At 65.4% G+C, this 20,154-nt stretch carries 16 protein-coding genes and 1 other RNA gene; 5 read left to right on the forward strand and 12 right to left on the reverse strand.

The window, feature by feature from the left end:
- Positions 1 to 56 precede the first annotated feature (56 nt).
- Positions 57 to 1,208 (reverse strand): putative peptidoglycan glycosyltransferase FtsW, encoded by a 1,152-nt coding sequence (locus tag Q7T45_RS24215; protein WP_304874254.1) that lies wholly within the window; start codon positions 1,206 to 1,208, stop codon positions 57 to 59.
- 42 nt (positions 1,209 to 1,250) lie between these two features.
- On the opposite strand from Q7T45_RS24215, the gene Q7T45_RS24220 reads away from it, so the two are divergent.
- Positions 1,251 to 2,504: a DUF4238 domain-containing protein gene (locus tag Q7T45_RS24220; RefSeq protein ID WP_304874255.1), complete on the forward strand. Its 1,254-nt coding sequence runs from the start codon at positions 1,251 to 1,253 to the stop codon at positions 2,502 to 2,504.
- Positions 2,505 to 2,565: 61 nt separating this feature from the next.
- Here Q7T45_RS24220 and murD read toward each other — a convergent pair whose 3' ends face one another.
- The 7 genes from murD to rsmH all read right to left on the reverse strand — a co-directional run bounded on the left by murD (position 2,566) and on the right by rsmH (position 11,357).
- Positions 2,566 to 3,966 (reverse strand): UDP-N-acetylmuramoyl-L-alanine--D-glutamate ligase, encoded by a 1,401-nt coding sequence (gene murD, locus Q7T45_RS24225; RefSeq protein WP_304874256.1) that lies wholly within the window; start codon positions 3,964 to 3,966, stop codon positions 2,566 to 2,568.
- 106 nt (positions 3,967 to 4,072) lie between these two features.
- A complete protein-coding gene (gene mraY, locus Q7T45_RS24230; RefSeq protein ID WP_304874259.1) occupies positions 4,073 to 5,179 on the reverse strand; it encodes a phospho-N-acetylmuramoyl-pentapeptide-transferase in 1,107 nt (368 codons plus the stop codon).
- Positions 5,180 to 5,189: 10 nt separating this feature from the next.
- Positions 5,190 to 6,629 carry a UDP-N-acetylmuramoylalanyl-D-glutamyl-2,6-diaminopimelate--D-alanyl-D-alanine ligase gene (locus tag Q7T45_RS24235; protein ID WP_304874261.1) on the reverse strand — a complete coding sequence of 480 codons (1,440 nt, stop codon included), beginning with the start codon at positions 6,627 to 6,629 and terminating at the stop codon, positions 5,190 to 5,192.
- Positions 6,626 to 8,101 carry a UDP-N-acetylmuramoyl-L-alanyl-D-glutamate--2,6-diaminopimelate ligase gene (locus Q7T45_RS24240; RefSeq protein ID WP_304874263.1) on the reverse strand — a complete coding sequence of 492 codons (1,476 nt, stop codon included), beginning with the start codon at positions 8,099 to 8,101 and terminating at the stop codon, positions 6,626 to 6,628. Before Q7T45_RS24240 ends, Q7T45_RS24235 begins: the two co-directional genes overlap by 4 nt.
- A gap of 108 nt (positions 8,102 to 8,209) precedes the next feature.
- The gene (locus tag Q7T45_RS24245) at positions 8,210 to 9,958 is read right to left on the reverse strand and encodes a penicillin-binding protein 2 (protein ID WP_304874264.1); all 1,749 of its coding nucleotides are present in this window, start codon (positions 9,956 to 9,958) and stop codon (positions 8,210 to 8,212) included.
- Positions 9,955 to 10,347 (reverse strand): hypothetical protein, encoded by a 393-nt coding sequence (locus Q7T45_RS24250; RefSeq protein WP_304874266.1) that lies wholly within the window; start codon positions 10,345 to 10,347, stop codon positions 9,955 to 9,957. The genes Q7T45_RS24245 and Q7T45_RS24250 overlap by 4 nt, the downstream gene beginning before the upstream one ends.
- 2 nt (positions 10,348 to 10,349) lie before the next feature.
- Positions 10,350 to 11,357 carry a 16S rRNA (cytosine(1402)-N(4))-methyltransferase RsmH gene (rsmH, locus tag Q7T45_RS24255; protein ID WP_370691350.1) on the reverse strand — a complete coding sequence of 336 codons (1,008 nt, stop codon included), beginning with the start codon at positions 11,355 to 11,357 and terminating at the stop codon, positions 10,350 to 10,352.
- A gap of 620 nt (positions 11,358 to 11,977) precedes the next feature.
- On the opposite strand from rsmH, the gene Q7T45_RS24260 reads away from it, so the two are divergent.
- The gene (locus Q7T45_RS24260) at positions 11,978 to 12,760 is read left to right on the forward strand and encodes an N-acetylmuramoyl-L-alanine amidase (RefSeq protein ID WP_370691351.1); all 783 of its coding nucleotides are present in this window, start codon (positions 11,978 to 11,980) and stop codon (positions 12,758 to 12,760) included.
- Positions 12,761 to 12,857: 97 nt separating this feature from the next.
- Positions 12,858 to 15,146 (forward strand): heavy metal translocating P-type ATPase, encoded by a 2,289-nt coding sequence (locus Q7T45_RS24265; protein ID WP_304874270.1) that lies wholly within the window; start codon positions 12,858 to 12,860, stop codon positions 15,144 to 15,146.
- 14 nt (positions 15,147 to 15,160) lie between these two features.
- Here Q7T45_RS24265 and Q7T45_RS24270 read toward each other — a convergent pair whose 3' ends face one another.
- The gene (locus tag Q7T45_RS24270; protein WP_304874271.1) at positions 15,161 to 15,583 is read right to left on the reverse strand and encodes a hypothetical protein; all 423 of its coding nucleotides are present in this window, start codon (positions 15,581 to 15,583) and stop codon (positions 15,161 to 15,163) included.
- Positions 15,584 to 15,725: 142 nt separating this feature from the next.
- Between Q7T45_RS24270 and rnpB the strand changes: the two genes are divergently transcribed.
- Positions 15,726 to 16,153: RNase P RNA component class A (gene rnpB, locus Q7T45_RS24275), an RNA gene on the forward strand.
- A 175-nt stretch (positions 16,154 to 16,328) separates the two neighbouring features.
- Here the strand turns inward: rnpB and Q7T45_RS24280 are convergent.
- A complete protein-coding gene (locus tag Q7T45_RS24280) occupies positions 16,329 to 17,204 on the reverse strand; it encodes an MBL fold metallo-hydrolase (protein WP_304874272.1) in 876 nt (291 codons plus the stop codon).
- The gene (locus Q7T45_RS24285; protein ID WP_304874273.1) at positions 17,201 to 17,926 is read right to left on the reverse strand and encodes an alpha/beta fold hydrolase; all 726 of its coding nucleotides are present in this window, start codon (positions 17,924 to 17,926) and stop codon (positions 17,201 to 17,203) included. The genes Q7T45_RS24280 and Q7T45_RS24285 overlap by 4 nt, the downstream gene beginning before the upstream one ends.
- A gap of 109 nt (positions 17,927 to 18,035) precedes the next feature.
- Here Q7T45_RS24285 and Q7T45_RS24290 point away from each other — a divergent pair, with 109 nt between their 5' ends.
- Positions 18,036 to 18,779, forward strand: a complete 744-nt coding sequence (locus tag Q7T45_RS24290) for a sulfite exporter TauE/SafE family protein (RefSeq protein ID WP_304874274.1) — start codon at positions 18,036 to 18,038, stop codon at positions 18,777 to 18,779.
- Positions 18,780 to 18,798: 19 nt separating this feature from the next.
- On the opposite strand, the gene Q7T45_RS24295 is transcribed toward Q7T45_RS24290, so the two are convergent.
- Positions 18,799 to 20,109, reverse strand: coding sequence for an O-antigen ligase (locus Q7T45_RS24295; protein WP_304874276.1), 1,311 nt, complete (start codon positions 20,107 to 20,109; stop codon positions 18,799 to 18,801).
- Positions 20,110 to 20,154 lie beyond the last annotated feature (45 nt).

Below are 20,154 nucleotides of genomic sequence, written 5' to 3' on the forward strand. Positions count from 1 at the left end.
AGCATCGCGAAGCGATGCGTCTCGAAGCATGGGCAGCAAGCGATACGCGTGTGTCGTCAAGCGTAGTTCGGCGCGGCGTTGGCGTCGCCGATCGATTCCATCTCGGTGCGCGGTCGCAGCCGCGTCAGCGCCAGCAACATGCCGACGCTGTAGGCCAGCGAGATGATCGACGAGCCGCCATAGGAAATGAACGGCAGGGTCATGCCCTTGGCCGGTATCAGTTGCAGATTGACCGACATGTTGATCGCGGCCTGCACCCCGAACAGGATGGCGAGGCCGGATGCCGCGAACCGCGAGAACAGATCCTCGGTGGCATAGGCGCGCAACAGCGCGCGGATCACGACAAAGGCGAACAGCGCCAGCAGCGCCAGGCACAGGATGATGCCGAACTCCTCCGCCGCGACCGCGAATACGAAGTCGGTATGGCTGTCCGGCAGGCTGCGCTTGGCGATGCCTTCGCCCGGGCCAAGCCCGAACCAGCCGCCATTGGAGAAGGCTTCCATCGCGGTATCGACCTGGAAAGTGTCGCCCGTACCCGGATTCATGAAGCGCTTGATGCGGAAGGCGACGTGCGGCACCAGCAAATACGCCCCGAACAGCCCGGCGCCGGCAGTGGCCGCGAGCCCCGCCACCCAGATCATCCGCATGCCCGCGATGAAGAACAGCGCGCCCCACACCATCAGGACCAGCATGGTCTGGCCGAAATCGGGCTGCATCACCAACAGCGCGACCAGCGTCAGCAGCAGTCCCAGTGCGATCGAGGTGGCCGGCATATCCGGCTTCCGCGCCGATTCCGCGAACAGCCATGCCGCCAGCACCACGAAGGCGGGCTTGGCGGATTCGGAAGCCTGGATGTTGATGCCGATCAGCGTGATCCATCGCCGCGATCCCTTGACCTCGGGTCCGACCAGCAGCGTCGCCACGATCAGCACGACAGAGAGCGCGAACACGATCAGCGCGACGCGCCGGATCTGCCGCGGCGACAGGAAGGAGACCCCGATCAGCACGATGACGGACGGCAGCAAAAGCAGCACATGGCGGTTGAAGAAGTGGAACGGGTCGAGCCCGATCCTGGTCGCGACAGGCGGACTGGCCGCCAGCGACAGGATGACCCCGCCCAGCATCAGCGCGACGATCGCCGCCAGCAGCAGGCGGTCGACCGTCCACCACCATTCGGAAAGCGGGGTGCGTTGTTCACGGGAGATCATGGGCGTTCCCAAAGACAGGGGTTTGCCCATTGGTGGCGGAGGATGGTTTCCAAGGGGTTAATGACTTTGGTATCTTTGGAAATTGGGCACGGTATTGAGCTACAAAAGCACGTCATACCCGCGAAGACGGGTTCTGCGTTCTGGCGTTATTTGAGTTGGGACAGCGATATGGCGGATCACAAGAACCAACACTTCGTGCCGCGGGTGTTGCTGCGCCCCTTTACGAAGAATGCTGAGGACAAGAGCATCAATCTCTACAATATCCGCACCGATCGGCTGATCCCCGATGCGTCGGTGAAGGGTCAATGCGCGCGCCATTATTGGTATGGCGAGGACGGCCAGCTCGAAGCGCTCCTCGGCAGGCTCGAAGGCATGTACGGCCTCGCGCGCGATCGCGTCATGGCTCGAGGCAATTCGGATAGCGATCGGAAAGAGATCAGCCTGTTCATGTGTCTGCAACACTGGCGCACAGCGAAGGCCGCCTCACGATTCCGACATTCGATCGAGCAGATGAACGCTAACACATGGGCACCGGAAAAAGAGCCGGTGCCCGACGACAAGAAGCTCGTCATGAGTTCGATGCGCTTCGGAATGAAGTCTCGTGACATGTTAAAGGACCTGAAAATCCGCTTCGTTGAGAACCGCACAAACCGCGACTTTATCATCGCGGACGATCCTGCAGTCATGCTCAACCGCTTCGCATTCGAGAAATTGGGCGGCTCAGGGTTTGGCGTCGCTTCGTCAGGGCTGATCTTTGTCATGCCTATGTCGCCGCGCCTTTCAGTGATCTGCTATGACGGCCTGGTGTATTCGCTCGATGTTACAAATGGCCGCGTCGTGCTCAAAAGCGAAGCAGCCGTCGACGCATACAACGACATCCAGTGCATCGCGGCGGAGGAGAATCTTTACTTCCAGCAATGGGAGGACGGCGAGTATGTGCGGCAGCGGTTCGCGGCGGTGAAGCGCAAGCGCCGACCCGCATCGACCGCCGTCACATTCATTCCAGACGGCGAAACTGACGACGCAGAGCATTACCGGCCCGGCACCGTCGAGGAAGGCCGTGCAGCGAAACGCTCGCTCGTGGCCGTCAGATTCAACCACCCGGAGCCCGATCGCTGGATTCCGGGGCTTCGGTATCGCTCAAACCCGACGACATTCTTCAACGGAACAGGCGTGGGCCACGTGCGGAAGCTTGAGTGGCTCTATCGCGGGCGTGACGATCCGCCACCCGATCCGGGTGAGAAAATGCAAATCATCAGCACAAAGCCGCGGCCGAGCGCTTGGAGAAAGCGGTGAGCGATCAGGAAGTCAGATTCTGGTACCTTTGAGACATGCCGACCGGTACGCTACCCTGCCCTCACACCACCGGCTTGACGCCCTCCAGCGCCGTCACGAGGTCGCGGAACGCAGCACCCCGGATTTCGAAATTGCGGTACTGGTCGAACGAGGCGCAGGCCGGCGACAGCAGCACCACGGGATCGGCCAACCCGGAGGCTTCCGCGTCGCGCGCGGCATTGGCGACGGCGACTTCGAGGGTCTCGGAGATTTCGTGCGGCACCCGGTCGCCGAGCGTACCGGAAAATTCCGCTGCCGCTTCGCCGATCAGATAGGCTTTGCGGATGCGCGGGAAATATTCGCTCAGGCCGGTGATGCCGCCGAGTTTCGGTTTGCCGCCGGCGATCCAGAAGATGTCGCCGAACGACGACAGCGCATGCGCCGCGGCGTCCGCATTGGTGCCCTTGGAATCGTTGACGAACAGCACGTTGCCGCGGCGGCCGACCTGCTCCATGCGGTGGGCGAGGCCGGGAAAGCTGCGCAGGCCGTTTTGCAGAACTTCAAGGGAGATACCAAGCGCCAGCGCGCAGGCGGCGGCGCAGGCGGCGTTTTGGGCGTTGTGCAGGCCGCGCAGCGAACCGATGCCGCCGATCCGCGCGATCTCGCTGCGGGCGCCGCCGGCCGCGCGCAGGATGGTTTCGCGCTCGACATAGACGCCGTCCGGCAGCGGATTTTTCACGGAGATGCGAACCACGCGCTGGCCCGCCTGTTCGATCCGGTCGGCGGTGTTGCGGCTCCAGCCGTCGTCGACGCCGACGATCGCGGTGCCCTGCGGCTGCACGCCGGCGACCAGCCGCTCCTTGACGGCGGCATAATGTTCGAGCGTGCCGTGGCGGTCGATATGGTCTTCGCTGACATTGAGCAGGATGCCGACCGAGGGATCGAGGCTAGGCGTGAGGTCGATCTGGTACGACGACATCTCGATGACGTGGACGCGGCCCATGCGCGGCGGCTCCAGCGACAGGATCGCGGTGCCGATATTGCCGCCCATCTGGGTGTCGTAGCCGGCGACGCGCATCAGATGCGCGATCAACGCCGTCGTGGTCGATTTGCCGTTGGTGCCGGTGATGGCGACGAACGGCGCGTCCGGCGCATGCCTCCGCCGCTCGCGGCAGAACAATTCGATATCGCCGATCACCTCGACGCCGGCCTCGCGCGCCATCAGCACCGACCAGTGCGGCGCCGGATGGGTGAGCGGCGCGCCCGGTGTCAGCACCAGCGCGGCGAAATTCGCCCACGACACTTTTCGTAAATCGGCGGTGATGAAACCGGCCTGCACGGCCTTGGCGATGTTGTCGGCATTGTCATCGCCGGCGATCACTTCCGCGCCGCCCGCCTTCAAGGCGTGGCAGCTCGCCAGCCCGGAACCGCCGAGGCCGAACACCGCGACGGTCTTGCCCGCGAAGGAAGTGACGGGGATCATGATCTTGTCTCCGTCATTCCGGGGCGCGCGAAGCGCGAACCCGGAATCTCGAGATTCCGGGTTGCCGCTTTGCGGCCCCCGGAATGACGGATAACAAGCACCCCCATCACCGCAGCTTCAGCGTGGAGAGGCCGGCCAGCGCCAGCATCACCGAGATGATCCAGAACCGGATCACGACCTGCGGCTCGGTCCAGCCCTTCTGCTCGAAATGATGATGCAGCGGCGCCATCCGGAACACGCGTTTTCCCGTGAGCTTGAACGACACCACCTGCACGATCACCGACACCGCTTCCAGCACGAACAACCCGCCGATCACAGCCAGCACGATCTCGTGCTTGACCGCGACCGCGGTCGCACCCAGCATGCCGCCGAGCGCGAGCGAGCCGGTATCGCCCATGAAGATCGACGCCGGCGGCGCGTTGAACCACAGGAATCCGAGCCCGGCGCCGAGCACGGCGCCGCACAGCACCGCGAGTTCGCCGGTGCCGGCGACGTAATTGATCTGCAGATAGTCCGAAAACACCGCGTTGCCCGTCAGGTACGCGATCATGCCGAAACTCGCCGCCGCGATCATGACCGGCACGATGGCGAGGCCATCGAGGCCGTCGGTCAGGTTCACGGCGTTGCCGGCGCCGACCATGACGAACGCGCCGAACAGCACGAAGAACACGCCGAGATTCAGCACCACGTCCTTGAAGAAGGGGATCACCAGCGAGGTCGAGAACGGGACTTTTCCGAGCCGGGTCAGCGCATAACAGGCAGCAAGCGCGATCAGCGCCTCGATCAGCAGTCTTATTTTGCCCGCGAAACCGCTATGCGACTGTTTCGTCACCTTCAAATAGTCGTCGTAGAAGCCGACGAAGCCGAAGCCGAGCGTCACCGCCAGCACGATCCAGACATAGGGATTGAGCGGATTGGCCCACAGCACGGTCGAGACCACCACCCCGGACAGAATCATCAGGCCGCCCATGGTCGGCGTGCCCTTCTTGCTGATGAGGTGCGATGCCGGGCCGTCGGTGCGGATCGGCTGGCCCTTGCCCTGGCGAAGCCGCAAATGGTCGATGATCCAGGGACCGAACAGGAAAACGAACAGCGCGCCGGTCACCATCGCCCCGCCGGTGCGAAAGGTGATGTAGCGAAACACGTTCAGAGCCGTGCGAAACACGCCCAGACCGGGAACCGTGTTGGAAAGGTCAATCAGCCAATAAAACATTCAATCCGCCCTATACCGCGGCTTCATCATGCGCGGCCCTGCCGGGAAAGCGCTTTTCGAGCGCCGTTACAATCGGTTTCATCTTGGTACCCAGCGATCCCTTGACCATGATCGCGTCGCCGGCGCGAATCGCCGATATCACCTGCGCTTCGAGACTAGCCGAATTCTCCGCATAGCCGCCCCGTTTACCGGTGGAAAGCGCATCCCACAAGTTACGCATCAGCGGACCGCAGCAATACACCTGATCGATGTTGTTGGCCTTGATGGCCTCGTTCAGGCTGAGATGCAGCGCCGGGGCGGTCGGCCCCAGTTCGAGCATATCGCCGAGCACCGCGATGCGCCGGCCCTGTGGGCCGACCGCCGCACTGCCGAGCACGTTCAGCGCCGCCGCCATCGACGCCGGATTGGCGTTGTAACTTTCATCGATCAGCGTCGCCTCGCCGTTGCCGACCTCGAGCATGCGCCGGGCGCCGCGGCCTACCGCGGGCTCGATCTGCGACAGCGACAGCGCCGCCAGCGCCAGATCTGCGCCCGCCAGCGAGGCGACGGCCAGCACCGCCAGCGAGTTCATCGCCATGTGGCGGCCGGGCATGCCGAGCTTGTAGGTGACGTCATGGCCGAGGATGCTGGCATGCACGGCCGAGCGGTCCGGATGCAGCGCGACGTCGATCAGCCGCGCGTCGGATTTCGCGTCGGTGCCGAACGAGACGATCCTGTCGATGCCTAGCTTTTTGGCGCTGCGTTGCAGCCTTGCGAACTGCGAATTGTCGCGATTCAACACCACCGCGCCGCCGGGCTCCAGCCCCACGAAAATTTCCGCCTTGGCGTCGGCAATCGCCTCGATGCCGGCGAAGAACTCCAGATGCACCGGCTCCACCGTGGTGATGACGGCGATCTGCGGACGCACCATCCTGACCAGCGTGTCGATTTCGCCGGCGTGGTTCATGCCGATCTCGAAGATCGCGAACCTGGCCGAAGCTGGACAGCGCGCCAGCGACAGCGGCACGCCCCAATGATTGTTGAACGACGACGCCGAGGCATGGGTCTCGCCCTGCGCGGCGAGCACGCGCCGCAGCGCCTCCTTGGTCGAGGTCTTGCCGACCGAGCCGGTGATGGCGATCACCTGCGCATGGAGGCGCGCGCGCGATGCAATTCCCAGTTCGACGAGACCGGCAAGCACGTCGTCCACCACCAGGAGCGGCGCATCGGCTGCGAATTTTTCGCACTGCGCGCGTTCGACCACCGCCAGCGCAGCACCTGCCTTCAGGGCGGCGGCGACGAAATCATGGCCGTCATGGACGTCGCCCTTGATCGAGAAATAAGCATCGCCGGGCGCGATGGTGCGGCTGTCGATCGACAGGCCCGTGATCGCTTCGGGCAACGCGCCCTGGATTTGCGCGTGCATCGCCTGCGCCATGGCGCCGGAAGTCCATAACGGCGCAACGCTCATGCCACCCTCGATGAAAGTGCTGACGCCACCGCGTCGTGATCACTGAACGGCAGGGTGCTGCCACCGACGACCTGCCCGGTCTCGTGGCCCTTGCCGGCAATCAGCAGCGCGTCGCCCGGCTGCAGCGCCGCGATCGCCGATCGAATCGCCTCGGCGCGGTCGCCGATTTCCACGGCACCTTTCGCCGCAGCCAAAATCGCCGCGCGAATAACTTGCGGATTTTCGCTGCGGGGATTGTCGTCGGTGACGATGACGCTGTCGGCATTCTCGGCGGCGATCGCGCCCATCAAGGGCCGCTTGCCGGCATCGCGGTCGCCGCCGGCGCCGAACACCACCACCAGCCTGCGTTTGGCGTAAGGCCGCAGTGCCTGCAGCGCCTTTGCCAATGCATCGGGCTTGTGGGCGTAATCGACGAAAATCGGCGCGCCGTTGCGTTCGGCGACCCGCTCCAGCCGGCCTTTTGCGCCCTCCAGCAGTTCGAGCGAATCGAACACCGCTTTCGGCTCGCTGCCGGTGCTGATCGCGAGCCCCGCGGACACCAGCGCATTCTCGATCTGGAATTCGCCGACCAGCGGCAGCCGCACCTGATAACTCTGCCCGCGATGTTCGAGCGTCAGTTGCTGCGCGAAACCGTCGATGTCGGCGCCAACCAGGCGAATGCCCTCGCCGGCGCCATCGCCGTTTCTGCCGACCGCGACGATCCGCAATTTTCGCGAGCGTGCCGCATCGATCACCTGTTGCGAGCAGTCGTGGTCGGCCGAAATCACCGCGGCGCCACCGGCCACGACCAGATCGCGGAACAGCCGCAGTTTTGCGTTCAGGTAATGCGCAACGTCCGGATGGTAATCCATGTGGTCGCGCGTGAGGTTGGTAAAGCCGCCGGCGGCGATGCGCACGCCATCGAGGCGGTATTGGTCGAGCCCGTGCGACGAGGCCTCGAAGGCGAGATGGGTGACACCCTCGCCGGCGATGTCGTCGAGCTGCCGGTGCAGCGCGATCGGATCCGGCGTGGTCAGCGAGCCATAGATGGTGCGCTTCGGCGACACCAGTCCGATGGTGCCGATGCTGGCCGATTCGTGGCCGAGCCGCTGCCAGATCTGGCGCGTGAAGGCGGCGACCGAGGTCTTGCCGCTGGTGCCGGTGACCGCCGCGATGGTCTGCGGCTGCCGCGGGTAAAATTTCGCCGCGGCCAGCGCCAGCGCGCGGCGCGGGTTCGGCGTGGTGACGAAGGGCACGCGGATGTCAGCCGGCGGATGATCGCCGGCGATCGCCACCGCACCGGCTGTTATCGCCGCCTCGATGAAGCGCGAGCCATCGGTCTTGCTGCCCGCCAGCGCGAAGAACAGGTCGCCCGGCTTGACCGTGCGGCTGTCCATCGCCAGGCCCGACACCTCAGTCTCACCCGCGACCACGACCGTCCCGGCCTGCGGGGCAAGCGTGGCGTCATCGCTGAAGAGGTCGCGAAGTCTCATTATCTTCCAGTCCGGCCGGCGCGCGCGCCGCTTATCGATCTGAAGTCTTTAAGGGAATTCGCGGCAACCACGGCAAGAACTTCGAATCGGGCGGCAATGGAATGAGCCTTACTGGCTTCCCCTGGATGCCGCAAGAATAAGGCGGTCGGACGGCGGCAGATCGAACCGCGGCTCGACCCCCAGAAGCGGGCCGATGCGGGCGATCACCTTGCCGCCGGTCGGCACCGCGTTCCAGCCCGAGGTGATGAAGCCGTGGGTTTCCGGCAGCGGCTTCGGCTCGTCCAGCATGATCAGGATCTGGTACTGTGGATTGTCGGCCGGCATGATCGCGGTGAACGAGTTCAGCACCTGTTTCTTGGAATAGCGCCCGTTGACGACCTTTTCCGAAGTGCCGGTCTTGCCGCCGACATAATAGCCCTTCACGTCGGCCTTCTTGGCGGTTCCGATCTCGGCGTTGAGCCGCATCAGGTAGCGCATCTTGTCCGATGTCTCGGTCCTGACCACTTTCTTCGCCATCGCCCTGGCTTCCTCTTCGGTCCGCTTGAGGAATGTCGGCGGGATCAGGTAACCGCCGTTGATGACGGCGTTGATGCCCATCACCGCCTGCAGCGGCGCCACCGAAAGCCCGTGACCGAAGGCGATGGTGATGGTGTTGAGTTCGCCCCAGCGCCTCGGCACGATCGGCGAAGTGCTCTCGGGCAGTTCGGTGCGCAGCCGGTCGAGCTGACCGAGCTTGCGCAGGAACGCCTTGTGCGCCTCGACGCCCTGCGACAGCGCCACGCGCGCCGCGCCGACGTTGGAGGAGAAGGTGAAGACTTCCGACAGCGTGATGGAGCGGCCCAGCGGATGGGTGTCGTGAATGGCGAATTTGCCGTAATGCAGCGCGCCCCGGGCGTCGAACAGGGTGTTGAGATTGGCCTTGCCGGAATCCAGCGCCATCGCCAGCGTCAGCGCCTTGAAGGTCGAGCCCATCTCGTAGACGCCGGTGGTCAGGCGGTTGATACGATCAGGATCGTGCGCCTCCTTCGGATTGTTCGGATCGAAGTCCGGCAGCGACACCATGGCGACGATCTCGCCGGTCTTGACGTTGGAGACGAGGCCGGAGGCCGCCTTGGCCTTGTATTTATCCTTGGCCTTGAGCAGTTCGTCGCGCAGCGCGTGCTCGACGCGCAGATCGATCGACAACTCGACCGGCCGCTGCAGCCGGTCGGTCGCAAAACCGGCGCGGTGCAGATCGGCCAGACCGTTATTGTCGAGCCATTTCTCCATCCCGGCGATGCCCTGGTTGTCGATATTGACCAGGCCGATCAGATGCGCGACTTCGGCGCCGGTGGGATAGACCCGCTTGTTCTCGCGCAGGAAACCGATGCCGGGAATGCCGAGGCGATGGATGTCATGCTGCTGCTTCGGGGTGATTTCCCGCTTCAGCCAGACGAAGCCCTTCTTCGACGCCAGCCGTTGACGCACTTCGCCGGTGTCGAGATCCGGCAGCGTCGCGGTGAGAAGCTCGATCGCCTCGTCCTTGTCGATGATCCGGCGCGGCTCGCCGAACAGGCTGGGCGACTTGACGTCGGTGGCGAGCACCACGCCGTTGCGGTCGACGATGTCGGGACGGGCGGTGGCGATGCGGTCCTGCGACGCGGTGCGGCGCGCGGCGTGACCGTCGGCGCCGATCGCGAACATCACGAGCCGGCCGCCGATCACGGCATAGATCGCCGCAAACGCCAGGATGGCAAACCCGACGCGGGCGCGTGCCTTGGCCGACCGGTCGACGTTGCGCCCGTACAGCAGGCTGCGGATCAGCCGCTGCCGCCACGGTTCGGTGGGTCTCGCGGCCTTCGGCGCCTGCTCGGTCATCGCGGTTTCTCCGGCGCCGGCACTGAACCTGTAACCGTCGTGGCATCGACCGCGGCATCGATGGTCTCGAGCATCGCGCCGATCGGATCGGGATCGCCCGGCTTGAAGAAGCGCGGCGGCCGCTCGGGCAGGTTCTTCATCGAATCATACTGCGTGGCGACCAGCGGCTTCAGCGGCAGATGACGGTCGGCGAGGCCCTGCAGCCGCTCCGGCGCATCGAGCCTGGCCCATTCCGCGCGCAGGCCGGCGATGGCTTCGCGCTGCTCGCGAATTTCCGCATGCAGCCGCAGCACGCGCTCGGTGCGCGCGGTGGATTCCATCTTGATGCGGTAGACATAGGCGGCGGCGAACACCAAAGCGGCGATCACGAAGAGATGGATGATGCGCATGGTCAGCCTCCCCTCATCACGTCGGCGAGAACGGGCCATGCCGGCAACGCCGCGGCGGCATGCGCGGCCGCTTGCGTCCGCTCGGCGGCGCGCAGCTTGGCCGAGCGCGCGCGGGGGTTGGCGGTGACCTCGTCGCCCCCGGCGGTGACCGGGCGCTTGGTCAGAATGACGAAGCTCGGCGCGGCCTGGTTCATTTCCGGCAGATGCCGCGAGCCGCCGCCGGCTTTGCCGCGTTCGACCAGGAAATTCTTGACGATGCGGTCTTCCAGCGAATGAAACGACACCACCACCAGCCGGCCGCCCGGCTTCAGCACGCGCTCGGCGGCCGACAGCGCCAGATACAGCTCGTCGAGTTCCGCGTTGACGAAAATCCGCAAGGCCTGGAACGTGCGGGTCGCGGGATGGATTTCACCCGGCTTCGGCCACACCACCTTGGAGACGATGTCGGCCAGCGCCTTGGTGGTTTCGATCGGCGCTTCCTTGCGGGCGGCGACGATGGCCTTGGCGACGGGGCGGGAATAGCGCTCCTCGCCGAAAATATAGATGATGTTGGCGAGATCGGCCTCGGAGGCGACCGCGATGACGTCGGCCGCGGTCGGGCCGTCATGGCCCATCCGCATGTCGAGCGGGCCACCCAGCCGAAACGAAAAGCCGCGCTCGGCCTGGTCGAGCTGCATCGAGGAGACGCCGACGTCCATCACCACGCCGTCGACCAAGGACAGGCCCTGGGCGGCGCAAATCTCGGCGAGATGGGAGAAGCGGTCCTCGACCAGCGTGAGCCGGCCAGCCGACTGGTCCACCAGATCGAATCCGGCCGAAATGGCCGAGCGGTCGCGGTCGATGCCGATCACGCGGGTTCCCGCGATGTCGAGGATCGCCCGGCTGTAGCCGCCGGCCCCGAAGGTGGCATCGACATAGATTCCGCCGTCGCGGGGGCTAAGCAGCTCGATCGCCTCGCGGCCGAGCACGGGGATATGACGTTGGATTTGATTTGGGCCAGCCGGATTCATGCCCCAGCTCCGGGCGCGATCCGGGGTGACTTGCCAAAACTGGACGCGAACGGCCCCATTGCGCCTCAAATGTCTGCACTTCGCCGGGCTTTTCCGGCCGAAAAGCGCCGTTCGAACCGAAAGCCCCGGCAAGGCACGATGGCCGATCCCGCGTGCGCCCCTTCGCAACCCCCGATTTCCCCCTGGAATTTGCTGGGCTGCCATGGGATTTCAGTGCCGGGATTTCGAGCGTCAATGCGGCCTCGGCCGTCCCCAAACCGGTTCGGCTCTTCACCACTTAGTAACGTCAGTTAGCGTTAAGAAAGCGTTGATGGATTTGGGCGGATTTCGCGCCCAAACGGACCGCGCGGTGATTCCCGCGCCATGCGCCTGCAATCATGCCGGTTGGGCGCGTCAAGTGATGCTCCCCGCACACACCCGGCCAAAATGCGAAGGCCGCGGCCGGCTCACGGATTGCGCCGGCGACATCGTAAAGGAATAGTAAATGAGGTTCGCCCTGAAGGCGCACCATTGCCGTTCTCCTGCCCGGATTGACCTGTCCTATGCCGCCCGGTTCGTTCGCATCCAACGGTATTGATTCGAAGCGTCGCGCCGTCCCGCTCCCGAGGACCAACGCGGACATGAAGACCTTTGCCCCGGATTCCTCGATCGCTTCCGACGTCATCCCGTCGGTGAATTACGGCGACCGGAACAAGGGCCGGCTGCCCGACATGATCGTGCTGCACTACACCGGGATGCCCGATGTCGAAGGCGCCATCGCGCAGCTGTGCACGGCGGGCACCGACGTTTCGGCGCATTACATCGTGCTGGAAGACGGCCGCATCGTGCAATGCGTGCCGGAGGCCAAGCGCGCCTGGCATGCCGGCGTGGCGGTCTGGGCCGGCGAGGAAGACATCAACTCCTGTTCGATCGGCGTCGAGATCGTCAATCGCGGCCATGACTGGGGCTATCCGGATTTTCCGCTGCGCCAGATCGCCGCCGTGATCGCGCTGTGCCGCGGCATCATGCTGCGCCGCCAGGTGCCATCGCACCGCGTGCTCGCCCATTCGGATGTCGCCCCGGCCCGCAAGAAGGACCCCGGCGAGAAATTTCCGTGGCACTCGCTGGCCAATTCCGGCGTCGGCCACTGGGTGCAGCCGGCCCCGATCGTGCGCGGCGAGACCATGAAACTCGGCAGCATCGGCGACGACGTGCTCGGCCTGCAGCAGGCGCTGGCCAAATACGGCTATGGCATCCCGACCACGGGAAAATACGACGGCCCCACCATGGAAGCGGTCACTGCCTTCCAGCGCCACTTCCGCCCCGCCCGCGTCGACGGCGTCGCCGACCATTCGACGCTGGTCACCCTGCAGGCGCTGCTGGAAACCTTGCCGGCCGAGGCTGTGGCCGTCGCGGCAAAGTAGCATCAGGCCAATTCTGCCGGACGATTGACCTTGCTCAAGCCCGCCGGGCGCGTTTTCGGCGACAAGCCGCGATAGCGGCATAAGCACGGAACAAGCGATGTCATTTGAGCGCGTCCTGCGCTGGGCACTGGTGGCGATCGCCATCGCGGGACTGTCGGCGGGAATTCTCGCCTGGCTGGCCGGCCGGCCTGATCTCGCCGGTCTCTGCTGGACGCTGGCCACCGCGCCCGTCGTCGCCGGGCTGGCGTTCTCGATCGTCAGGGATTTCCTCGCGGGCCGGTTCGGGGTCGATGCGATCGCGCTGGTGTCGATGAGTGCTGCGCTGGCGCTCGGCCAGCCGCTGGCCGGCGCCGTGGTCGCGCTGATGTATTCCGGCGGCAACGTGCTCGAGGATATCGCGATTGCCCGCGCCGAACATGATTTGCGCGCGCTGGTCGATCGCGCGCCGCGCGAGGCGCGCCGCCGTGTCGAGGGCCGCATCGAGCAGGTGCCCGTCGATGCCGTGGCGATCGGCGACCGCCTGCTGGTGCAGGCCGGCGAGGTCGTCCCGGTCGATGGCGTCGTCATCTCGGACGCAGCCGTGATCGACGAGTCCGCATTGACAGGCGAACCGATCCCGGTCGCCCGCGCGCGCGGCGGCGCCATTCTCTCCGGCGCCCTCAACGCCGGTGCGACCTTCGAAATGACGGTGACCGCGGTCGCCGGCGAAAGCACCTATGCCGGCATCGTGAAGATGGTCACCGCGGCGCAGACCGCCAAGGCGCCGTTCGTACGGCTGGCCGATCGCTATGCGCTGGTGTTCCTGCCGGTCTCGCTGGCACTGGCTTTCGCGGCGTGGTGGATATCGGGCGATCTGTTGCGCAGCCTCGCGGTGCTGGTGGCGGCGACGCCGTGTCCGCTGATTCTGGCCGCCCCCGTCGCCTTCATCGCGGGCGTCGCCCGGGCGGCGCGGCGCGGCATCCTGGTCAAGGGCGGCGGCGCGCTGGAAGCGCTGGCGCGCGCCCATACCGTGCTGTTCGACAAGACCGGCACGCTGACGGTCGGCGGCGCGCGGCTGCTGTCGGTCGAGGTGGCGCCGGGCGAGACCGCCGAAGAGGTGTTGCTGTTCGGCGCCTCGCTCGAACAGGCGTCGCATCATGTGATCGCGGGCGCCATCGTTCAGGCCGGCACCGAGCGCGGACTGAGCCTGAAGCTGCCCGAGCAGGTCAGGGAAACCATGGGTTCGGGCCTGCGCGGCGTGATCGAGGGACGGCGGATAGAAGCCGGTTCGCGGGAATTCGTCATGGCCGGCGGACCAACTCCCGAATGGGCGACCCGGGCGATCCGGCGCGCCTCGTGGCGATCGGCGCTGATCGTGTTCGTCGCGGTCGAGGGACGGCCGATCGGCGCCCTGCTGCTCGCCGACGAACTTCGGCCCGATACGCCGCGGGCGATCCGGCTGCTGCGCGAAGCCGGCATCGCGCGCATCGTCATGGTCACCGGCGACCGCGCCGGCGCGGCGCAGGCGATCGGCGCAGCCCTCGATCTGGATTCCGTGCTGGCGGAACGCGTTCCCTCCGACAAGGTCGACGCGGTGCGCTCCGAGCAGCGGCTGCATCCGACCATCATGGTCGGGGACGGCATCAACGACGCCCCGGCGCTGGCGGCGGCCGACGTCGGGATCGCACTCGGCGCGCGCGGCGCCAGCGCCTCGTCGGAAGCCGCCGACGTGGTGATCCTGGCCGACCGCCTCGACCGGGTCGGCGAGGCGATCGCGATCGCGCAGCGCGCGCGGCGGATCGCCGTCCAGAGCATCGTCGCGGGCATGACGCTTTCGATCCTCGCCATGCTGGCCGCGACCTTCGGCTGGCTGCAGCCGGTGCCGGCGGCGCTCGTTCAGGAGGCGATCGATGTCGCCGTGATCCTCAATGCGCTGCGCGCGCTGTCCCCGGGTTACCGCCACTCCGGCCGAAGCATGACCGCCGCAGCCGGACGCGAGCTGCATCGCAATCACCTCGCTCTGATCGGCCAGCTCGACCGGCTGCGATCGATCGTCGATGCGCTCGACGATGCCACCCCGGAGGGCGCGGCGGCGCTGATTGCCGAGGCGAACGCGGTGGTTCAGGACCAGGTGGTCGCCCACGAGCGCGACGACGAGGGCCACGTCTACCCGCAGCTCGCCAAGGTCCTGCAGGAGAGCCATGGCCTCTCCGCCATGAGCCGGGCGCACCGCGAAATCCTGCATCTCGCCCGCCTGCTCGCCCGCGTCGCCGAAGACCTGCCGTCGGAAAAGGTCGACCGCTACCTGATCCGCGACGCGCAACGGCTGATCGAGGCGGTCGAGACGCTGGTGCGGCTCCACACCGCGCAGGAGGAAGACATCTACGAGGCGGTCGCGGCGCGGTAGCGCAAATTACGCCGTCAGCGCCTGATCTCCGTGATCAACACCTTGACGGTCGAGCCTTCCTTGAAGATGCGGTAATCGTATTCGACGGATCCACCGCCCGACAATGCCAGGTTCGCGGTGCAGATCGTTTCGGTGTCCGATGCCGAGACCTTCTTGATGAAGTTGTATTTCGTCGCGCTGAACTTGTTCTTCTTGTTGAGGTCGGACAGCGTGTCGCGCGTGGTCTGCGCATCGCAGGCCGGGATGCTGCCGACACTGCCGAGCTTGCCGATCAGTCCCGCACCGGTCGCCAGCAGGGTGATGGCGATGCAGACGAACAGGAAATAGCGCAACCATTTCGGCCCCTTCCGCGCCGCATTGGCCATGACAGCGCTGCCGACAAGACCGGACGCCGCTGCACCATAATTCGGTGATGCCAGATCCTTTTCGTTTTCCATGGTCAAAACCCCATAAATAAAGGGTGGACCTTAGAGCAACCGTTGCCGCTGGCAAACGCGGCCTTCAGGATGATCGATTTCGACCCCGGCCGCGGGCCTTATCGGCTTGACGCGGTGACCTTAAGCCCCCATCACAGGCGCGTCAGTCGGCCGGACGGCCGCTCCTGCTACGGTCGAAAGGCTGCGGGAGAGGAAAGTCCGGGCTCCATCGACATACGGTGCCGGATAACGTCCGGCGGGGGCGACCCCAGGGACAGTGCCACAGAGAACGAACCGCTTCCCCCACCCGAAAGGGAGGGGGCGAGTAAGGGTGAAAAGGTGCGGTAAGAGCGCACCGCGGGTCCGGCAACGGAAACGGCATGGCAAACCACACCGGGAGCAAAACCGAATAGGGACGGCAACGCGGGATGTTCGCGCAAGCGATAACTCCGCAGGGCGATGTCAGGCTCGCTGTCCGGGTAGGTTGCTCGAGGCCCTGTGCAAACAGGGTCCCAGAGGAATGGCCGTCACGTATCGCCTGCGCAAGCCGGCGGTGCCCTACAAAACCCGGCTTACAGGCCGGCTGATATCTTTGAGCGAAAGCGTTTTCGAAGAAAGCGCGTCTGAAGAGAATGAGGGGTTCGGCGTAACGCGCCGGACCCCTCGCCAATTCCAAGGTCGTCATTGCGAGCGCAGCGAAGCAATCCATCTTACAACGGAAAGAAGATTGCTTCGTCGCAAGGGCTCCTCGCAATGACGGCGATACTCAATCCCGCTTGAACCGGTAATCAAACCTCTCCCCATCCGCCTTGATCAATCCCACCGTCGGTGTCGGGAAATGCACCGGCAGGATCAGCGTATCGGTGTCGGCCACCTCGGCGAAAAATTTGCGGCGCGAGACCGCCGACTGTTTTGGATCCCAGTCCGGCCGTGCCGACCAGTCGGGCTCGCGGCACTGGATCGCGTGGTGCATCAGATCGCCGGCCACCACCGCGCGCTGGCCGCGGGAAAAGATGTTGACGCAACAATGGCAGGGCGAGTGGCCCGGGGTCGGCGTCAGTGTGACGGTGTCGTCGAGCGCGTAATCGTCGTCGACCAGCAGCGCCTGGCCGGCTTCGACGATCGGCAGACAGTTGTCGCGGAATACAGTGCCGGGCGGGTTGGCGCCGTGCGCGTGCTCCGCCTCCCAGACCGCATATTCCTTCTTGTGAAACACGTATTTCGCATTCGGGAAGGTCGGCACCCAGCGCCCGTTGCGCAGCACCGTGTTCCAGCCGGTATGGTCGATGTGCAGGTGGGTGCAGAACACATAGTCGACGCTTTCGTAACTGATGCCGAGCGCGAAAAGCTCGTTGCGCCAGCGTTCCTTGCCGGGGAAATCGAACGGCGGTGGGTGGCCCTTGTCCTCGCCGGTGCAGGTGTCGACCAGGATGGTGTGGTGCGGGGTGCGGACGACAAACGTCTGGTAGGTGATGACCATCAGCCCCAGTGCGGCGTCGTACACCTCCGGCTCCATGGTCGGCAGATGATGCCTGAAGACGGCGTCGTCATAGGCCGGGAAAAAATCCTGCGGCCGCCGCCACGGGCCTTCGCGCTCGATCACCGCGTCGATGGTGATGTCGCCGATCCGGATCTGCTTCATCGTCTGGGCTCCGCCGCGATCTTCGACAGCAGCGCCATCAGCGCCTCCGGCGCGGTGACGTTGGGCGAATGGCTGGCGTCGATCTCGTAATAGCGCCAGGCGGGATCGGCCTTGGCAATCCGGGCAAACGGCCCGAACGTATCCGCCGGTGTGATGCGGGTGGCGTAGATGTAGCTGCGCGGCAGGGTCAGCGCGCCGCCCTGCAGCTTGAGCCCGGTCTCGAAGCATTTGATCGGCATATGCACGCGGCGCGTGCTCAGCCATTCCTGGTCGGCGGGCGACGTATCCGGCGGCGTCGGGTTCGGCGGCATCCGCCACTCGCCGCTGTCCTTCAGCTCCTGCATGCGCGGCCGCGCCACCTCGTTGAGATCGAGCAGCGATTGGCCGTCAGCGGGCACGAAGGCGTCGACATAGATCAGCTGGGTGACGCGGTCCCGCGCGCGGTCGGCGACGCCGGTGGCGACCATGCCGCCATAGCTGTGGCCGACCAGCACGATGTCGCGCAGGTCCTCATATTTGATGACGTTGAGGACGTCCTCGATATGGGTTTCGAGATCGATCGACGGATTGGCCAGTTGCGCGCGCTCGCCAAGGCCGGTGTAGGTCGGCGTCACCAGCCGATGCCCGGCCGCCGCCATCAGCGGGTGCATCTTCTTCCAGGCCCAGCCGGCCGACCAGGCGCCGTGGCAGACGAGAAAAGTCTTGGGGGACGGAGCATTCATCGGGCGTTTCCATATGCGAGAAGGGTTGTTGGACCGAGGTCAACTGCGATAGTACCCGCCTGCTCCGTCGTGTAAATGTCGCGGCAACGAAGATGAAAAAAGAACAACGATGAACACTGCGGCCTATGCGCTGGTGCTGCTCGGCGCGCTCTCGGGCGGATTCGTTTCCGGCCTCGTCGGATTCGGCACGGCGATGACGGCGCTGGGGATCTGGCTCTACGTGCTGCCGCCCGCGCTCGCGGTGCCGCTGGTGCTGATCTGCTCGGTGGTTGCCCAGACCTCGACGATGCCGTCAATGTGGCGCAGCTTCGACCTGACGCTGGTCTGGCCATTCCTGATCGGCGGCCTTGCCGGCGTGCCGCTCGGCGTCCACTTGATCGCCCATGCCGATCCCAATGTCTTCAAACTCAGCATCGGCGTGCTGCTGCTGGTGTTTCCGGCCGCATTGTATTTTCAGCGCAGGCCGATGGCGTTCACCTTTGGCGGCCGCCTGGCGGATGGCGCGATCGGATTTGCCGGCGGCATCCTCGGCGGCCTCGCCGGCCTGTCCGGCGCGCTGCCGACCTTGTGGGCAAGCGTGCGCGGCTGGGGCAAGGACGAGCGGCGCGGGGTTTTCCAGACCTTCAACTGGACGGTCCTGTTCACGGCGTTGTGCCTGCAGACCGGCATGGGCCTCGTCAAGATGGACGTGGTCTGGCTCGCCGCGATCGCGTTCCCGGCAACGATCACCGGCGCGTGGCTCGGCGCACGCGCCTATCGCGCGCTGAGCGACCGCAATTTCAGGGACCTGGTGCTGGCGCTGCTGTTTCTGTCCGGGCTCGGGCTGGTCTGGAGCAGCATCGGCGTGAAATAGCCCTGCATGCTCCGCTGGCTCAGGGCTGATGCGAGCTCGCCGGCCCGGTATCGCGCCTTACCCCGAGCACCATGCCGCCGGCGACACCGACGCCCAGCACATACATCCAGCCCTGGTGAAAATCGAACAAATGTGAATTGAACAGCGAAGTGAAAATGTTCTGCACCACCACCATCAATCCGACCCACGCCGCCAGGCCCTCGCCACGGAACAGCATCAGATGCAGCCACCACATCGCGTAGAGCACCACGACGCCGATCACGCCCCACTGGACCGCGACGGCAAGGGTCTGATTATGCGGATTGCCGACAATCAGGCCGCGCGCGCCGACCTGGCCGATCGCCGCCTGCTCAAACAGCCCGCGCGTGGAACCGGTACCGTGGCCAATCACGGGAGACTCTGCAATGAACTGCAGCGATCTCCGCCAATACAGCAGCCGCGAACCGATGCCGGACTCGCTGTTCTCGATCGCGGTCATCCGGTAGTCGGCGGAGAACTTCGAGACGGTTGCCTGCAGCTGGGGAGAGACGCTCCAGACCGCCGCGGCGAGCAAGGCCGTGGCACACAGAGCAGCGATGGCCGTTCTCGGTCTCAAATGCAGCAGCGCGAACACCGCCGCCATGACCGGCTGCGTCACCAGCGCCGTGCGCGAGACCACGACGAACATCATGTTGGCCAGGAAACCCAGGGCGATGGCCGCGCACAACGCGGCCAGCCAGACTTTGTCCGTTCGCAGGAAAATCAGCACCGGCGACGCCAGCGCCATCGCGCACAGCGCGAAGTCCTGGCTCTGGTCGATGTAGTTCTTGACGACAATCCCCGTTGCCGGAGCATAGGGCCCGCGTGAGAGATAGAGCTTGAGCGAGAGGTTCGGCGCGTAGGCGACGAGCCAGGAGGCGAGCATCAGCAGGGTACAGGAGGCGAGGAAGCCGACGAAAACCCAGACGCCGCGAGACGAGCGTTCGAAGTGGTAGAACAGCAGCGGCAGCACCAGCAGTTTCGCAGCGGGTCGGATCGCGGAAAGACGCGCGTCCCACGGGGCGTCCGACCACAGCGTGCCGACAAGCGCCAGTGCAAAGATCGCGATCGGCAGCAACGAGACCGGGCGCATCAGCGACCGCAGCAGAGCGCGCGGCTCGATGGTGGGAAGCAGCGCGATGATCCAGAGCACCGCGGCGATCACGACGCCGGTAGTCGACCACGGCAACAATATCGCGATCAAGACCGTCAACAGATCGATGTTGAGGATGCGCGCCGCCGGGTCGTGCCGTGCGGACAGAACCAGCGACAGCCCGGACAGGCCGGACCCTCTTCTCGCGGCTTCAGTCATCCCTGGTCCGTTGCATTCGCGGCCCGATCAACGTCGGCGGCACGG

It is taken from the genome of Bradyrhizobium sp. (assembly GCF_030646015.1).
Taxonomy (GTDB): domain Bacteria; phylum Pseudomonadota; class Alphaproteobacteria; order Rhizobiales; family Xanthobacteraceae; genus Bradyrhizobium.

Bases quoted from the DNA above. Each gene is read 5' to 3' on its own strand.
- Q7T45_RS24215 (WP_304874254.1), bottom strand. From the start codon at position 1,208: ATGATCTCCCGTGAACAACGCACCCCGCTTTCCGAATGGTGGTGGACG.
- Q7T45_RS24220 (WP_304874255.1), top strand. From the start codon at position 1,251: ATGGTTTCCAAGGGGTTAATGACTTTGGTATCTTTGGAAATTGGGCAC.
- murD (WP_304874256.1), bottom strand. From the start codon at position 3,966: ATGATCCCCGTCACTTCCTTCGCGGGCAAGACCGTCGCGGTGTTCGGC.
- mraY (WP_304874259.1), bottom strand. From the start codon at position 5,179: ATGTTTTATTGGCTGATTGACCTTTCCAACACGGTTCCCGGTCTGGGC.
- Q7T45_RS24235 (WP_304874261.1), bottom strand. From the start codon at position 6,629: ATGAGCGTTGCGCCGTTATGGACTTCCGGCGCCATGGCGCAGGCGATG.
- Q7T45_RS24240 (WP_304874263.1), bottom strand. From the start codon at position 8,101: ATGAGACTTCGCGACCTCTTCAGCGATGACGCCACGCTTGCCCCGCAG.
- Q7T45_RS24245 (WP_304874264.1), bottom strand. From the start codon at position 9,958: ATGACCGAGCAGGCGCCGAAGGCCGCGAGACCCACCGAACCGTGGCGG.
- Q7T45_RS24250 (WP_304874266.1), bottom strand. From the start codon at position 10,347: ATGCGCATCATCCATCTCTTCGTGATCGCCGCTTTGGTGTTCGCCGCC.
- rsmH (WP_370691350.1), bottom strand. From the start codon at position 11,357: ATGAATCCGGCTGGCCCAAATCAAATCCAACGTCATATCCCCGTGCTC.
- Q7T45_RS24260 (WP_370691351.1), top strand. From the start codon at position 11,978: ATGAAGACCTTTGCCCCGGATTCCTCGATCGCTTCCGACGTCATCCCG.
- Q7T45_RS24265 (WP_304874270.1), top strand. From the start codon at position 12,858: ATGTCATTTGAGCGCGTCCTGCGCTGGGCACTGGTGGCGATCGCCATC.
- Q7T45_RS24270 (WP_304874271.1), bottom strand. From the start codon at position 15,583: ATGGAAAACGAAAAGGATCTGGCATCACCGAATTATGGTGCAGCGGCG.
- Q7T45_RS24280 (WP_304874272.1), bottom strand. From the start codon at position 17,204: ATGAAGCAGATCCGGATCGGCGACATCACCATCGACGCGGTGATCGAG.
- Q7T45_RS24285 (WP_304874273.1), bottom strand. From the start codon at position 17,926: ATGAATGCTCCGTCCCCCAAGACTTTTCTCGTCTGCCACGGCGCCTGG.
- Q7T45_RS24290 (WP_304874274.1), top strand. From the start codon at position 18,036: ATGAACACTGCGGCCTATGCGCTGGTGCTGCTCGGCGCGCTCTCGGGC.
- Q7T45_RS24295 (WP_304874276.1), bottom strand. From the start codon at position 20,109: ATGACTGAAGCCGCGAGAAGAGGGTCCGGCCTGTCCGGGCTGTCGCTG.